The following is a 14,780-nucleotide window of genomic DNA, read 5'->3' on the forward strand; positions in this document are numbered from 1 at the left end:
CATGTTCAGCTGCCCTCGCGCCAGGCCCGCCACAGTCGTGCGTACCGTCCGCCCAGGGCCACGAGCTCCTCGTGGCTCCCCTGCTCCACCACGCGTCCCTCGTCCAGTACGGCGATCCGGTCGGCCGCCATCGCCTGGGTCAGGCGGTGTGCCACGAACAGCGTGGTCCTGTCCGCGCACGCGGCCCGTACGGACCTCTCCAGCTCGGCGGCGCCCTCGCTCCCGGCCTCCGCGGTGGACTCGTCGAGCACCACCACCGGTGCCCGGCTCAGCACCAGCCGGGCCAGGGCGATCTGGGCGACCTTCGTGACGTCCAGGCGCTCGCCGCCCTCGCCGACCATGGTGTCCAGGCCGTCGGGCAGCGCGGACACCCAGTCCGCGGCGCCGACCGTGCGCAGGGCGTCGGTCAGCTCGGCGTCGGTCGCCCGTGGGGCGGCCAGCCGCAGGTCGTCGGCGAGCGGGCCGGAGAACACATGGGTCTCCTGCGTCAGGATGCTCACCAGGGCCCGCGCGCCCGCCTCGTCCATGCCGGCGAGGTCGTTCTCCCCGATGCGCACCGAACCGGCCTGCGGGCTCCCGATGCCCGCGATCAGCGCGGCCAGGGTCGACTTGCCCGCACCCGTCGCCCCCACGAGGGCGAGGGAACGGCCGGCCGGGATCGTAAGGCTGACGTCCCGTAGCACCGGGTCCTCGGCGCCGGGGTAGCTGAAGGTCAGCCCCTCCACGGTCACCGCGTACTCCGTCGCTCCGGCGGACGCCACGGAGGCGTCGCCCACGAGCCGGTCGTCACCGGACTCCCCCAGCACCCCGACCAGCCGGGTGAGGCTCGCACCCGACTTCTGTGCCTCGTCGAAGGTGAACATGATGGCGCCCAGCGGGGTGAACAGCCGGTGGAACATGAGCGGGGCCGCCGACACCTCGCCCAGGGTGGCGGCGTCGTTCTCCAGCAGGACGTAGCCCACCACGAGGATCAGGACCAGCCCGATGAACTCGGCGCGGTTCTCCCGGCCGACGAAGCGGCCGAAGATCCGGAAGACGTCGATGCCGAGATCGCGGACACGCCACGACCTGTCGGTGACCTTCTCGCGGAAGGCTCCCTCCAGGCGGTAGGCCCGGACGGTGTCGATCCCGTTCAGTCCGCTGATCAGAGCCTGCGCACGGTCGGCCTGGGCCACCCGCTGCTTCTGGTACAGCGGGGCGGACCGGGGCAGGTACCAGCGCAGGGCGAGTGCGTACGCCGGCAGTGCGCCGGCGCCCGCCAGGCCGAGCCTCCAGTCGAGCCCGAACATGCCGATCGTGGCGATGGCCACCAGCACGCCCGCGGAGAAGACCGTGGGGATGGCCGTACGGATGCCCCTGGAGAGCACGGCCACGTCGTCGCCGACGCGGGACAGCACATCGCCCCGGCCGACCTGCTCGATCCGTGCACTGGGCATGCCCAGCACCGCCCGGACGGCGGCTTCCCGCAGCCGTGCGAGGAGGTCCGCGCCCAGCCGCCCGATCAGGTACGTCGACACCGCCGTCACCACCGCGCCGAGCAGCGCGGCGGCTCCCATCAGGATCCCGATCGTGACCAGGACCGAGCGCCCGTCGCCGTCGACCACGCCGTCGACCACCCGGCCGAGGAGGAGCACCGGGAGCACCTGGAGCGCCGCCCCCGCCACCGTGGTGAGCACGGTGGCGGCTGTCAGCCACGGCACTTCGCGGCAGCGCGCGGCGACCCAGCGGGTGGACTCGCCCCCGGCCGCCGTGCGCAGGGTGGCGGGGGCGACGCGCGTGGCGGTGCTGCTCACCCGGGGACCGGCCCGTGGGCGCGTGTCCGGGCGGCGTGCGTCACTGCTCGACCGACTTGACGAGCTCGTCGATCGCGTACGGCAGGGAAAGCAGGGTGCCCTGGGACAGAGCCGCTCCGACGGCCGGGCCCTCGCTGTCCAGCAGGTACGAGACCTTGCCGTCCTTGACCGCGGACAGGTTGTTGAAGAGCTCGAACTTCTTCAACGCGTCGGTGTCGGCCTTGTCGTTGATGACGAAGATGCGGTCGACGTCGATCAGGTCGACCCGCTCGGGCGAGAGCGCGGTGGAGAACTCGCCGCCGGCGACCTTGTCGATCTGGGTCGCGCCCTTGTAGCCGATGCCCGTGAGCAGCCGGCCGCGTACGTCGGTGGTGGTGAAGGCCGAGATCGAGTCCTTGTACCAGGACACCGCGACGGCGGTCTGGTCCGCGAACTCCGGGTTCGCCTCACGCGCCGCGTCGAGCTTGGTCTGGATGCCCTTGACCAGCTCCTTGCCCTCGTCCTCCTTGCCGAGCGCCTTGGCGATGTGGACCGCGTTGTCCTGCCACGGAGCGCTGAACAGATCCTTCTCGGCCTTGGTGCGGCCCACCGTGGGAGCGATCTTGGAGAGCTTGCCGTAGGCGGCCTCGTCGATCTCGGAGTACACCGCGATGATGAGGTCCGGCCGCAGCGAGGCGATCTTCTCGTAGTTGGGGCCCGCGTCGCCGTTCTTCATGACGACCTCGGGGCGGGCGTCGCCCCACTTGTCCTTCACCCAGGGCCACTGGGTGTTGATGTCGGGGGACTGACCCGTCGGGTTCGGGTACTGGTCGACCATGCCGACCGGCTTGATGCCGAACGCCAGGACGGCCTGGTCGTCCGTGTAGCCGACGGTGACGACCCGCTCCGGAGCCTTGTCGATCTTCGTGGAACCGAACGCGTGCTCCACGGTCACCGGAAACGCACCGCCCGAGGCGGCCGGGGCCTTGTCGCTCTTCCCTTCCTCCGCGTCGGAGCCGCATCCCGCGAGGAGGCCCGCGCCGAGCGTCACAGCGGTGAGAGTCACCGCAAGCCGCCGCCATGGCCTCTGAAACGTGGATCTGTGGAAGAGCATCCGGAATCCCCTGCTTTCGCGCTGTCCGCTACACCCCGTCTGAGGGCAGCCAAACCTTATCCATAACGAGTGAGGTTAGCCTAGCCTTACTAGCCGAAATTCCTCTTGCCGATACTCAGTTGAGCTGCACATGCGTGCGTCCGATGGGCACGATGAGGGGACGGTCACCCACCGGGTCATCGATCACCTTGGCCCGCAGCCCGAATGCCTCCTGCAGGAGTTCGGCCGTGATCACGTCACGCGGGTGCCCCTGCGCCAGGATCGAACCCTCGCGCATGACGACGAGGTTGTCGCTGTACCGCGTGGCCAGATTGAGGTCGTGCAGCACCATGACCACCGTGCGGCCCGACTCGTGCAGGTCGTCGACCAGATCGAGCACATCGATCGCATGGGCCAGGTCCAGGTACGTGGTCGGCTCGTCCAGCAGCAGCAGATCGGTGCCCTGAGCCAGCGTCATCGATATCCAGACGCGCTGACGCTGGCCGCCGGAGAGCGAGTCGACCGGACGGTCCGCCAGATCCGACACCCCGGTCATGGTCAGCGCGCGCTCCACGACGGCGGCGTCGTCCGACGACCACTGCCGCAGCCAGCTCTGGTGCGGATGGCGCCCTCGGGCGACCAGGTCGGCCACCGTCAGCCCCTCCGGCGCCACCGGGGCCTGGGGCAGAAGGCCCAGCTTCCTCGCCACGTCCCGGGTCCTGAGCCCGGCGATGTCCGCCCCGTCCAGCACGACCGCCCCCGCGGTGGGCTTGAGCAGTCGCGTCAGGGTGCGCAACAGGGTGGACTTACCGCAGCCGTTGGGACCGATGATGGTGGTGATCAGGCCGGTCGGGACCGTCACGTCGAGACCGTCGATGACGGTCCGGCCCCCGTAGCCGACCGTGATGTCCCTCGCGGCCAGCCGCGAGACGTCGCCGACCGCCGAATCGGTCTTCGTGAAGTGTTCAGCGCCCACAGGTCCCCCCGTTGTCCGGTTCGTACGTTCGTTGTCGTCAGCTATCTGAGGTTCGCCCGCACCAGCAGATATACAAGGAAGGGTCCGCCGATCGCAGCCGTGACCACGCCGACCGGAAGGGTGATCGGCAACGCCGAGCGCGCCACGAGGTCCGAGCCGATCAGCAGCAGAGCGCCCACCAGGCCTGAGGCCACCGGAGGAGGGGTCGGGTGCCTCACCAGGCGCATCGCCACCTGGGGCGCCACCAGTGCCACGAACGGGACCGGGCCGGCGGCGCTCACCGCCGCGGCGGCCAGCAGGACCGCGCACAGCAGCAGGACCGCCCGCACCCTGGAGAAGCGGACACCCAGCCCCGCGGCGACCTCGTCCCCCAGGTGCAGGGGCTTGAACTGGAACGCGACGCCCGCCACGACCACCATGAGGACGAGCGTGCACCAGAACACCACCCGGACCTCGTCCCACGACCGGTTGTCCAGCGAGCCGACCAGCCACACCTGAGCCCGCGCCACGTCCCTGATGTCGGCGCTGGTCAGGAGCCAGGTGGTGATCGCTTCCATCACCGCGGTCACCGAGATGCCGATGAGGATGAGCCGGAAGCCGTCGACCCCGCGCTGCCACGCCAGGAAGTACACCAGCAGACCGGTGCCGAGGCCGCCCACGAGCGCCGCCGCCGACAGGCCCATGGTGCTGACGACCGCGGTGGCGGCCCCGCCCGACACCGTCACGAGGAACACCGCGGTGGCACTGGCTCCGCCCGTGATCCCGAGGATGTCGGGGCTGGCCAGCGGATTGCGTGCCACGGACTGGGTGATCGCGCCGGACACCCCCAGGGCGATGCCCACGAGGAGCCCGGCCAGGGCCCGCGGCATCCGCAGATCCATGATGACGAACTCGTCCACCTGCTCGCCCCGGCCCAGGATCGTGGCGATCACCCGGGACAGGCCGATGGGGAAGTCCCCGATCCCGATGGACAGGCAGAACAGCAGGAAGGTGGCCGCCGCCAGCAGCAGCGTGACGCACACCATCCAGGGCCGCCAGACGAACGACACCTGGCCGAGCCGCACGCCAGGTGTCACCTGGGGCTTCACATCTGTCCCGTTCATGCGCTCCTGAACTTTCCTCGCCACACGAGTACCGCGAAGAACGGGGCGCCGAGCAGGGCGACGACGACGCCCGCGTCCAGCTCGCCCGGCCGCACCACGACGCGTCCCACGATGTCGCAGACCAGCAGGACGACCGCCCCGAGGAGCCCCGCGTAGGGCACCAGCCAGCGGTAGTCCGGCCCGGTCAGGTACCGGGCGACGTGGGCCACCATCAGCCCGAGGAACGCGATGGGGCCGCAGGCCGCCGTCGCCGCCCCCGCGAGCAGGGTGATGGCGACGATGCCGACGGTCCGGCTCAGCGCGATGTTCACGCCCAGCCCGCGCGCCACGTCGTCCCCCAGGTTGAGCAGGTTGAGGGAGGGCAGCGTGGTCAGTGCCAGGACCACCCCGACCGCGATGAACGCGGCCACCGGCCAGATCACTTTGAAGCCGACGCCGGCGACGGACCCCGCGTTCCAGAACCGCAGCGCGTTCAGCGCCTGGAGGTCCGACAGCGCCACCGCCGTGGTCATCGCCGCGAGGAACACCGTGACCCCCTGACCGGCCAGGGCGAGCGTCAGCGGATTGCCGGCCCCCCGGCCGATGCTGGACAGCCCGAACACGACGACACCGGCGGCCGCCGCCCCGAGGAAGCCGAACCAGACGTACTGGAGCGGGTCGGCGAACCCGAGGACGGCGATCACGGTCACCACGGCGAACGAGGCTCCGGAGTTCACACCCAGCAGCCCGGTGTCCGCGATCGGGTTGCGTGTGTACCCCTGGATCAGCGCGCCGCCGATCCCCAAGGCGATGCCCGCGACGATCGCGAGCACCGTCCGGGGCACCCGCACGGTCTGCACGATGAGCCTGATCTCGGTGAGCCGCGGGTCGGCGTCAGGAGCGGCGAACAGCCCGTGCCAGACCTCTGCGGGACTCAACGCACGTGCCCCGACGGCCAGCGACGCGGCCGTCCCGATCACCAGGACCGCCACCAGCGCGCCCAAGCCCACAACTCGTCTTCGGCGGGCTTCCGTTGTGCCCCTGGGAGCAGGACGCTCCACTGCAGTCGTGCTCATGTCGACGTACGATATCCCTTTGATCTGCACGGAACGCACCGGCGGTCGGGTCCTGCGCCCGGAGTGGCCTGCCCGCGACAGCGCCGCCACGGGCAGGCGGTCTAGGGCCTCTCCGCCACCAGCCGCGCCTCGTCGGAGGCGGTCTTGACACCCCGGTCGAGCAGCGAGTCCAGGATCTCGCCGACGCGTATCGCGGTGTTGGACAGCAGGGCCGATGTGATGCCGTGCGTGTGTTCCGTACCGCCCTGCAGGTAGATGCCGCAGTTCAGGCCGGGATCGGTCGAGATGCGGTAGTCGCGCTCGACCCGGACACGGCCCTCCTCGTCGCGGAGGCACCGGTCCGCGGCCTCGCCGAGGAGGGCGAGGGGATCGACCGGGCTGTAACCGGTGGCGAACACCACGACATCGGCGTCCAGGACGGTCTCCTCGCCCGTGACGAGCGACTTCACCGTGGCGTGGACCGTCTCCGGCGTCTCGTCGACGGCGACGAGCCGGGACACGTTGAGGAAGCGCAGCCGTTCGGTGCCGAGGACCTTCTCCTGGTACATCTGCCGGTACAGGTCGTCGATCAGGTCGATGTCCACCACGGAGTAGTTGGTGTTGCCGTGGTAGTCCATCAGCCTGCGCTTGACGCTTCCGGGTGCGGCGAAGTACTCGTCGACAGCGCCGGGGTCGAAGATCCGGTTGGCGAAGCCGCTGTCGTCGGCGGGGCTGTAGCCGTAGCGGGAGAAGACCGCGCAGACCTCGGCGCCGGGGAAGCGGCGGTGCAGATAGGCGACGTTCTCGGCGGCGCTCTGTCCGGCGCCCACGACGACCAAGCGCGAGGGCGAGGTGCCCTCCAGCGCGTCGACCTTGGCCAGGAGTTCGGAGTTGTGCCAGACGCGTTCGCCGCGCTCGACGCCCTCGGGCATGAGGGGGCGCAGCCCGGTCCCGATGACGACGTTGCGGGCCCGGTGGACCACGAGCCCCTCCCCCGAACGGACGGTCACGTCCAGGTACTCGACGGCTCCGTCCCGCACGACGGGCGTGACGCCGACGACCTCGTGGCCGTAGGAAGCCATGTCGGCGACCTGGGCCGCCGCCCACTCGAAGTAGTCGTGGAACTCGACCCGGAGGGGGAAGAGGTTCTTGTGGTTGATGAAGTCGACCAGCCGTCCCCTGCTCTTGAGGTAGCAGAGGAAGCTGTACTCGCTGGCCGGGTTCCGGAGCGTCACCAGGTCCTTGAGGAACGACACCTGCATGGTCGCGTCGTCGATGAGCATCCCGCGGTGCCAGCCGAAGCGCGGCTGCTGTTCGAAGAAGTGGGCGCTGACCGGCTGCTGCGCACCGGCGTTGTGCTCGCTGACCGCGAGCGCCATGGCCACGTTGGACGGCCCGAAGCCGATGCCGATGAGGTCCAGGACCTCGGGTGCGTCGCCAGGCTGAACCTGTGACATGTCACTCCCATCGTGCGGGGAAGGCCGCCTGAAGGCGCGCGGAACCGAAGGCGGGCACGCCGAACCGGACGAGCCCGTTGCAATTTAGGTGAGCCTAAGCTCATCTCCCGGAGCTGTCGATAGGCAACAGCGAGGGCGCGGGGCGCGGAGGCGTCAACGAGGCCGCCCCGAGGCCCTGTTGCGCACTAAGGTAAGCCTCGCTTTACTGGGCTGTCGCCAGTCCGTGCCCCAAGGAGGATTCATGCGGGTCGTCATGTTCGGGTACCAGACCTGGGGCCACCGCACCCTGCAAGCCCTCCTGGACTCCGAGCACGACGTGGTTCTGGTCGTGACGCATCCCAGGAGCGAGCACGCGTACGAGAAGATCTGGAGCGACTCCGTCGCCGACCTCGCCGAAGCGCGGGGCGTCCCGGTGCTGATCCGCAACCGTCCCGACGACGACGAGCTGTTCGAGCGCCTCCGGGAGGCCGACCCGGACATCATCGTGGCCAACAACTGGCGGACGTGGATCCCCCCGCGCATCTTCGCCCTGCCGCGCCACGGCACGCTGAACATCCACGACTCGCTGCTGCCGAAGTACGCCGGATTCTCCCCGCTGATCTGGGCGTTGATCAACGGCGAGTCCGAAGTGGGCGTCACCGCGCACATGATGAACGATGAACTCGACGCCGGCGACATCGTCCGGCAGGAGGCGGTTCCGGTCGGCCCGACGGACACCGCCACCGATCTCTTCCACAAGACCGTCGACCTCATCGGTCCGGTCACCATCGGCGCACTCGGCCTGATCGCGGCAGGGCGGACGGAGTTCACCCGGCAGGACCGGTCCAGGGCGACCTTCTTCCACAAGCGGTCCGCCGAGGACATCCGCATCGACTGGACCTGGCCCGCGGAGGACCTCGAACGCCTCGTCCGCGCCCAGTCCGATCCGTACCCCAGCGCCTACGCCTTCCACCGGGGCCGGCGCATCGAGGTGCTCGCCGCGGTGGTGTCGCGGGGCCGTTACGGCGGGACGCCCGGCCGGATCTTCTACCGCGAGGGCGACGGCGTGGTGATCGTCGCCGGGGCAGACGCCCACACCGGCCGCAAGCGCGGCCTGGCCATCACGCGCGTACGCACGGAGGACGGCCGGGAAGTGCCCGCGACGGAGTACTTCGCCACCATGGGCGGGTACCTGACCAGCCGTCCCTGACGTCACCGCCCTCCCCGCCCGCCCCGGCACCATGCGGCACCGGAAGCCTCCGGCCGGACGGGCGGGCGTCCACCTGCCCGCACCCACTCACCCTCCGTCACGGGAGGGGGTGGTCGGCGTCGACATAAGGGCAGGCTAACCTAAGGTTCATGAGAGCTGGTGAGAGCACTTCCCGTGCTGTGGATGCCCCCGTGGCTGCCCGGATACCGCGTGCGCGGGGTTACGGACTGTCCGCCGACGGAGTGACGGTGGCGTACGGCCGCGTCGACGTCGTGCACGGGGCGGCCATCGCACTGCGGCCCGCCGAGGTGACCGCCCTCGTGGGCCCCAACGGCAGTGGGAAGTCGACACTGCTGCGAACGCTCGCCCGCCTGCAGAGCGCGCGTAGCGGCTCGCTGACGGTCGGCCCGGGCACCGACGAGGCCACGGACGGCTTCGCGCTCGGCGCCCGTGAGTTCGCGCGCCGCGTCGCGCTCCTGACCCAGTCCCGGTCGACACCGGGCGGGCTCACCGTCCGGGACGTGGTCGACTTCGGCCGCTACCCCCACCGGGGCCGCTGGGGCCGTCCCGACCCCCGGGGCACCGCGGCGGTGGACCGGGCGCTCGGCCTCACCGGCGTGGAGGATCTCGCCGGGCGGGGCGTCGAACAGCTCTCCGGCGGGCAGCTCCAGCGCGTGTGGCTCGCGAGCTGTCTCGCGCAGGAGACGGATGTCCTGCTCCTGGACGAACCGACCACCTACCTCGATCTCCGCTACCAGGTCGAACTGCTCGACCTGATCCGCGATCTCGCCGACGCCCACGGCATCGCCGTGGGCGTCGTCCTCCACGACCTCGACCAGGCCGCGGCCGTCGCCGACCGGGTGGCCCTGCTGCACGCGGGACGCATCGTCGCCGACGGTGTGCCCGAGGACGTGTTCACACCGGAACTCCTGTCCGACGTCTACGGCATCCGCATCGACGTGGACACCGATCCCTCGACCGGCCGGCTCCGCACCCGCGCGGTCGGCCGCCACCACTCCAGATCCGAAAGGCTCAGCACCTCCCCATGAGACGCCACTTCCTCGCCACGGCAACCGTCGCCGTCGCCGCACTCTCCCTGGCCGCCTGCGGAACCACGGAACCCTCCTCCGACGATTCCGCGGCTGCGGGCAAGCCCGCCGGGAAGATCACCCTCACCGACGCCAAGGGCACGAAGGTGACCCTCGACGGCCCCGCGACGAAGGTCGTCGCCACCGAGTGGAACGTGGTCGAGGACCTGGTCTCCCTCGGAGTCGCCCCGGTGGGCGTCGCCGATGTGAAGGGCTACACCGCGTGGAACACCGCGGCCCCGCTCACCGGAGACCCCAAGGACATCGGCACCCGCGGCGAACCGAGCATCGACACCGTCGCGGCCCTTGCGCCCGACCTCGTGGTCGCCACCAGCGACCTCTCGCCGGCGGTGGTGAAGCAGCTCCGTAAGGTCGCCCCCGTCGTGGAGCTCACCGCCGCCGACGCGTCCGACCAGATCGGCACGATGACGGACGGCCTCGACCTCATAGCGAAGGCCACCGGCAAGGAGGCCGAGGCCGACACGCTCAAGAAGGACTTCGAAGCGAACCTCGCCGAGGGCAGGAAGGCCCTTGCGGACGCCGGCCTCGGAGGCGCCGAGATCGCCTCCGCCGACGGCTATGTCGCGTCGAACCAGGTCTCCATCCGCGCATTCACCAGCGGATCCCTGCTCGGCGCCGTCAACGAGCGGCTCGGCCTGAAGAACGCCTGGACCGTGAAGGGGGACGAGAGCTACGGCCTCGCCACCACCGATGTCGAAGGGCTCACCGGCCTCGGCGACGTCCAGTTCTCGTACGTCGCGAACGACGCCGACGGCGACGCCTTCGCCGGACCCCTCGCGAAGAACGCGGTGTGGAAGTCGCTGCCCTTCGTGAAGGACGGCAACGTCCACCGGCTGCCCGACGGCGTCTGGATGTTCGGCGGTCCCCTCTCGATGGAGGCGTACACCGACTCCCTCGTCGAAGCCCTGACGAAGTAGCGCGCCGTGGCCGTCATCGACAGGACCGTGGTGAGCCGTGACCGCACCCCCGCGGCCACGACGGGCGCGGTCGCCGTGGCGGCCACGCTCGTGCTGCTGGTAGCCGTCCTCGCCGCCGTCGACATCACCCAGGGCACCGCCGACGTAGGGGCGTCGGAGGTCTGGAACGCGCTCACCGGAAAGGCCGGGGCGGGCGACGCCTCCGTGGTCGTCGCGTCCAGGCTGCCGAGGATGGTGGCCGCCGTCCTCGTCGGACTGGCACTCGGCATGGCCGGGGCCGCCCTCCAGGCGGTGAGCCGCAACGTGCTCGCCTCGCCGGACACCCTCGCCGTGAACGCCGGCTCCTATCTGGCGCTCGGAGTGGTCGCCGTCAGCGGCACCGCCCTCCCGCTCCTCGCCTCGTCCGGCGCCGCGTTCGTCGGCGGACTCGCCGCCGCGGCGGTCGTGCTCGGGCTGTCCGGGCTCGGCAGGGGCACCGTCCGTCTGGTCCTCGCGGGCAGTGCGCTCGCGCTGGGGCTGAACGCGGTGACCGAGGCGCTGCTCCTGCTGTTCCCTCAGCAGACCGAGGGGCTCTACCGGTGGAACCAGGGAAGCGTCGGCCAGAACGGGTTCGACGGCGTCCTCCAGATGGCCCCGGTCATCGCCGTCGGCCTGGTCGGGCTGCTGCTCGTCGCCCGGCGCGTCGACGCCCTGGCCCTGGGCGACGACGCCGCCCGCGGGCTGGGCGTGCCCGTACGGGGGACCCGGGTGACCACCGTCGTGCTCGCCACCCTGCTCTCGGCGGCGGCGGTCACGCTCGCGGGCCCGATCGGCTTCGTCGGGCTCTGCGCGCCGGCGCTCGTCAGGCCGCTCACCCGCCGGTTCCGCGGGCTCGTCCGCTCACGGATCGGCCTGCCGGTGGCCGGACTCGTGGGTGCCGCACTGGTGCTGAGCTCGGACGTGCTGCTGCGTGCGGTCGTGCCCGCCGACACCGCCGTGGAGGTGCCCACCGGCGTCGTCACGACGGTGGTCGGCGGGGTGTTCCTCGTCGTGATGGCGCTCCGCATCCGTGACACCGCGGCGGCGGAGACGCCGGACCGGCTGCGGATCCCGGGGCGGACCGCGTTCCTCGTCACCGTCGTCGTGCTCGCCGTCGCCCTCGTGGGTGTGCTGGTCGCGGCGGTGCTCCTCGGCGACTCGAAGCTGTTGCTCGGCGATGTCGTGAACTGGGCGCAGGGCAGGGCCGGCCGGGTCGTCACGTTCGTCCTCGACACCAGGGTGCCCCGGGTGACGGCGGCACTGCTCGCGGGTGCCGCGCTGGCCCTTTCCGGCACCCTGGTTCAGGCCGTGACCCGCAATCCGCTCGCCGAACCGGGCGTCCTGGGAGTCTCCGGAGGTGCCGGCCTCGGCGCCGTACTGCTGGTGACCACCGCGCAGTCCCCCGGCTCCTGGGAGGTCGCGGGAGCGGCTTTCGGCGGGGCGGCCGTCACCGCGACGATCGTCTTCGGGCTGGCCGCCAGGGGCGGTTTCCGGCAGAACAGGCTGGTCCTGCTCGGGGTCGGGGTGTCCTCCGCCGCGGCGGCGGTGATCAGCCTGATCATCGTGCTCAGCGACCCGTTCGACACGACGAAGGCCCTCACCTGGCTGTCCGGTTCGACGTACGGGCGCAACATGCCCGACTCGCTGCCGGTGGCCCTGGTGCTCGCCGTCGGGATCGTCGTGGCGGTGGTACGCCGACGGGAACTGGACCTCGTCGCGCTCGACGAGGACACCCCGCGGCTCCTCGGCCTCGGTCTCCCCCGGGCGCGCCTCGGCTTCCTCGTGGTGGCGGTCCTGCTGAGCGCCACCGCCGTCGCGGCCGCGGGAACGATCGGATTCGTCGGACTGGTCGCCCCGCACGCGGCGCGCGCTCTCGTCGGCCGGCGGCACGTACGGGTCGTCCCAGTCTCGCTGCTGCTCGGGGCGGTGCTGGTCTGTCTGGCGGATCTGGCCGGACGCACGGTGATCGCTCCGGCCCAGCTCGGCGCCGGACTGATGACCGCCGTCATCGGTGCGCCGTACTTCCTCTACTTGCTGGTCCGCACGCGACGCTGAGACCCGGGCGGGGTGGGTGCGTCGCGGCGCCCCACCGGACAGAATCGGCGCGCGTCCGCTTTCGCCCGCCAGCAGGAGGTCACGATGTCCATCCGCCGCGTCATGCCGGACATCCGGTCGGAGTCCATGGAGGAGAGCCGGGACTTCTACGGACGCCTGGGGTTCGAGGAGGTCATGAACCTCGGCTGGGTCATGACGCTGGCCTCACCGTCCAACCCCACGGCACAGGTCACCTTCATGAGCCACGACAGGACGGCACCGGTCGTGCCCGACATGAGCGTGGAGGTGGACGACGTGGATGCGGCGTACGCGGTGATGCGGGAGAGCGGCGCGGAGATCGTGCACCCCCTGCAGGACGAGGAGTGGGGCGTGCGCCGGTTCTTCGTCCGTGATCCCGACGGCCGCGTGGTCAACGTGGTGAGCCACCGGTGACCCGCCCGCCCGGCGGCGCGTGCCCCGCCTGACCGTGCGCCGTTCGTGCGAAAGAGCCCGGCGGCTCGCGCGTCCGGAGCGGGATGAGGGGGTCTTCACCACCGGATGGGCGACTGTGGTGGGCCGGAGCGCGCCGGAGCTCCGGGTCCCCGCACGTCCGGAGGTGTCGCGTGACCGGCCTTCAGCTGTCGGTCGTCGTGCCCTGTTTCAACGAGGCCGAGGGCCTCGGTTCCTTCCACGCGTCGCTGGTCGCCGTCCTGGAAGGGCTCGACGACACCTTCGAGATCTGTTACGTGGACGACGGCAGCGACGACCGCACACGGGCGCTGCTCAACGCGTTCGCCGCCCGGGACGAGCGGACCCGCTACACAGTGTTCAGCCGGAACTTCGGCAAGGAGGCCGCCATGCTCGCCGGGCTCCGCATGTCCCGGGGCGCCGCCGTGGTGATCATGGACGCCGACCTCCAGCACCCGCCCGAGCTCATCCCCCGCATGCTCGAACTGCATCGGCACGGCTACGACCAGGTCGTCCCGCGCCGTGACCGTTCGGGCGAGGGCATGGTGCGCAGCACCCTCAGCCATGCCTACTACGCGGTCGTGCGCCGCTGCGTGGACGTGGAGCTGCTCGACGGGACCGGGGACTTCCGGCTGCTGTCCCGGCGGGCGGTGGAGAGCGTCCTGTCCATGCCGGAGAGCAACCGCTTCTCCAAGGGGATCTTCTCCTGGATCGGCTTCGACACGGTCAGTTTCCGCTACCGGAACTGCGAACGTGCGGCCGGCCGCTCGAAATGGGGAAGCAGGCGGCTGCTGAACTACGGCATCGACGGGCTCCTCTCCTTCAACAACCGCCCGCTGCGGCTGGCCATCTACACCGGCTTCTGGATCTTCCTCTCGGCCCTGGCCTATGCGGTGTGGACGGTGGTGACCGTCGTCCTGCACGGCGCCGACACACCGGGTTACGCCACTCTGCTCACCGCGGTGGTGGCCCTCAGCGGTATCCAGCTGGTCACCCTCGGGGTCATCGGCGAATACGTGGGGCGCATCTACCACGAGGCGAAGCACCGGCCGCCGTACGTGGTGCGGGAGACCGACGAGAACCGTCCGGTGCAGGCGACCCGCCCTCCGCCCGCGGTGACCGCGCTCGTCTCCCCCCGGAACCGCACCGTGCGCCAGTTCGGCAGTTTCGTCCTGGTGGGGTTCGTGAACACGGCCGTCTACCTCGGTGTCTACGCCGTCCTGAACCGATGGATCCCCTACCTGGTCGCCCATGTCCTCGGATACGCGGTCAGCATCGTGTGCTCGTTCCTGCTCAACTCGTACGTCACCTGCCGGACGAAGCCGACGTGGCGCGCCTTCGTGCGCTATCCCGTGTCGAGCGTCGTGAATCTCGTCGCGTCGGGTGCTCTGCTCTACGGGGCGGTCAGCGGTCTCGGCATGGACAAGAACCTCGCCGCGCTCGTCGCCGGTGTCCTCGTCACCCCGGTCTCGTTCCTGCTGGCCCGGTGGGCGATCATGTCGGGCCGCCGTGCCACGCCCGCCCCGGACGGGCCCTCCGCGCCGCCTCCGGAACGGCCCGTGGGCACGCCCGTCCACGACCTGCCCCTGCGTGCCTCCGAGGACCGGTGA

At 70.9% G+C, this 14,780-nt stretch carries 12 protein-coding genes; 6 read left to right on the plus strand and 6 right to left on the minus strand.

Annotation, left to right across the window (positions count from 1 at the left end; translation table 11 throughout):
• Positions 1-5 precede the first annotated feature (5 nt).
• The 6 genes from ACIRD8_RS25265 to ACIRD8_RS25290 all read right to left on the minus strand — a co-directional run bounded on the left by ACIRD8_RS25265 (position 6) and on the right by ACIRD8_RS25290 (position 7,435).
• Positions 6-1,793, minus strand: coding sequence for an ABC transporter ATP-binding protein (locus tag ACIRD8_RS25265; RefSeq protein WP_403995721.1), 1,788 nt, complete (start codon positions 1,791-1,793; stop codon positions 6-8).
• Positions 1,794-1,833: 40 nt separating this feature from the next.
• Positions 1,834-2,886, minus strand: a complete 1,053-nt coding sequence (locus ACIRD8_RS25270; protein ID WP_403995724.1) for an iron-siderophore ABC transporter substrate-binding protein — start codon at positions 2,884-2,886, stop codon at positions 1,834-1,836.
• A gap of 115 nt (positions 2,887-3,001) precedes the next feature.
• On the minus strand, positions 3,002-3,841 hold the full coding sequence (locus ACIRD8_RS25275; RefSeq protein ID WP_403995727.1) for an ABC transporter ATP-binding protein: 840 nt from the start codon (positions 3,839-3,841) through the stop codon (positions 3,002-3,004).
• 41 nt (positions 3,842-3,882) lie between these two features.
• A complete protein-coding gene (locus ACIRD8_RS25280; protein ID WP_403995730.1) occupies positions 3,883-4,944 on the minus strand; it encodes a FecCD family ABC transporter permease in 1,062 nt (353 codons plus the stop codon).
• Entirely contained in the window at positions 4,941-5,999 is a 1,059-nt protein-coding gene (locus ACIRD8_RS25285; protein ID WP_403995733.1) for a FecCD family ABC transporter permease, read from the minus strand. The genes ACIRD8_RS25280 and ACIRD8_RS25285 overlap by 4 nt, the downstream gene beginning before the upstream one ends.
• A 101-nt stretch (positions 6,000-6,100) precedes the next feature.
• The gene (locus ACIRD8_RS25290; protein WP_403995736.1) at positions 6,101-7,435 is read right to left on the minus strand and encodes a lysine N(6)-hydroxylase/L-ornithine N(5)-oxygenase family protein; all 1,335 of its coding nucleotides are present in this window, start codon (positions 7,433-7,435) and stop codon (positions 6,101-6,103) included.
• 241 nt (positions 7,436-7,676) lie between these two features.
• Here ACIRD8_RS25290 and ACIRD8_RS25295 point away from each other — a divergent pair, with 241 nt between their 5' ends.
• The 6 genes from ACIRD8_RS25295 to ACIRD8_RS25320 all read left to right on the plus strand — a co-directional run bounded on the left by ACIRD8_RS25295 (position 7,677) and on the right by ACIRD8_RS25320 (position 14,780).
• Positions 7,677-8,624 (plus strand): methionyl-tRNA formyltransferase, encoded by a 948-nt coding sequence (locus ACIRD8_RS25295; protein WP_403995739.1) that lies wholly within the window; start codon positions 7,677-7,679, stop codon positions 8,622-8,624.
• 149 nt (positions 8,625-8,773) lie between these two features.
• The gene (locus tag ACIRD8_RS25300; protein WP_403995742.1) at positions 8,774-9,673 is read left to right on the plus strand and encodes an ABC transporter ATP-binding protein; all 900 of its coding nucleotides are present in this window, start codon (positions 8,774-8,776) and stop codon (positions 9,671-9,673) included.
• Positions 9,670-10,650, plus strand: coding sequence for an ABC transporter substrate-binding protein (locus tag ACIRD8_RS25305; protein ID WP_403995745.1), 981 nt, complete (start codon positions 9,670-9,672; stop codon positions 10,648-10,650). The genes ACIRD8_RS25300 and ACIRD8_RS25305 overlap by 4 nt, the downstream gene beginning before the upstream one ends.
• A gap of 6 nt (positions 10,651-10,656) precedes the next feature.
• Entirely contained in the window at positions 10,657-12,723 is a 2,067-nt protein-coding gene (locus tag ACIRD8_RS25310) for an iron ABC transporter permease (protein ID WP_403995747.1), read from the plus strand.
• Positions 12,724-12,807: 84 nt separating this feature from the next.
• Entirely contained in the window at positions 12,808-13,155 is a 348-nt protein-coding gene (locus ACIRD8_RS25315) for a VOC family protein (protein ID WP_403995750.1), read from the plus strand.
• 170 nt (positions 13,156-13,325) lie between these two features.
• Positions 13,326-14,780: a glycosyltransferase gene (locus ACIRD8_RS25320; RefSeq protein WP_403995753.1), complete on the plus strand. Its 1,455-nt coding sequence runs from the start codon at positions 13,326-13,328 to the stop codon at positions 14,778-14,780.

The sequence above is a fragment of the Streptomyces sp. NPDC102451 genome (assembly GCF_044765485.1).
GTDB lineage: Bacteria > Actinomycetota > Actinomycetes > Streptomycetales > Streptomycetaceae > Streptomyces.

Coding starts and splice junctions, on each gene's coding strand:
- ACIRD8_RS25285 (WP_403995733.1), bottom strand. CDS start 5,999: ATGAGCACGACTGCAGTGGAGCGTCCTGCTCCCAGGGGCACAACGGAA.
- ACIRD8_RS25295 (WP_403995739.1), top strand. CDS start 7,677: ATGCGGGTCGTCATGTTCGGGTACCAGACCTGGGGCCACCGCACCCTG.
- ACIRD8_RS25315 (WP_403995750.1), top strand. CDS start 12,808: ATGTCCATCCGCCGCGTCATGCCGGACATCCGGTCGGAGTCCATGGAG.
- ACIRD8_RS25280 (WP_403995730.1), bottom strand. CDS start 4,944: ATGAACGGGACAGATGTGAAGCCCCAGGTGACACCTGGCGTGCGGCTC.
- ACIRD8_RS25305 (WP_403995745.1), top strand. CDS start 9,670: ATGAGACGCCACTTCCTCGCCACGGCAACCGTCGCCGTCGCCGCACTC.
- ACIRD8_RS25290 (WP_403995736.1), bottom strand. CDS start 7,435: ATGTCACAGGTTCAGCCTGGCGACGCACCCGAGGTCCTGGACCTCATC.
- ACIRD8_RS25270 (WP_403995724.1), bottom strand. CDS start 2,886: ATGCTCTTCCACAGATCCACGTTTCAGAGGCCATGGCGGCGGCTTGCG.
- ACIRD8_RS25300 (WP_403995742.1), top strand. CDS start 8,774: ATGAGAGCTGGTGAGAGCACTTCCCGTGCTGTGGATGCCCCCGTGGCT.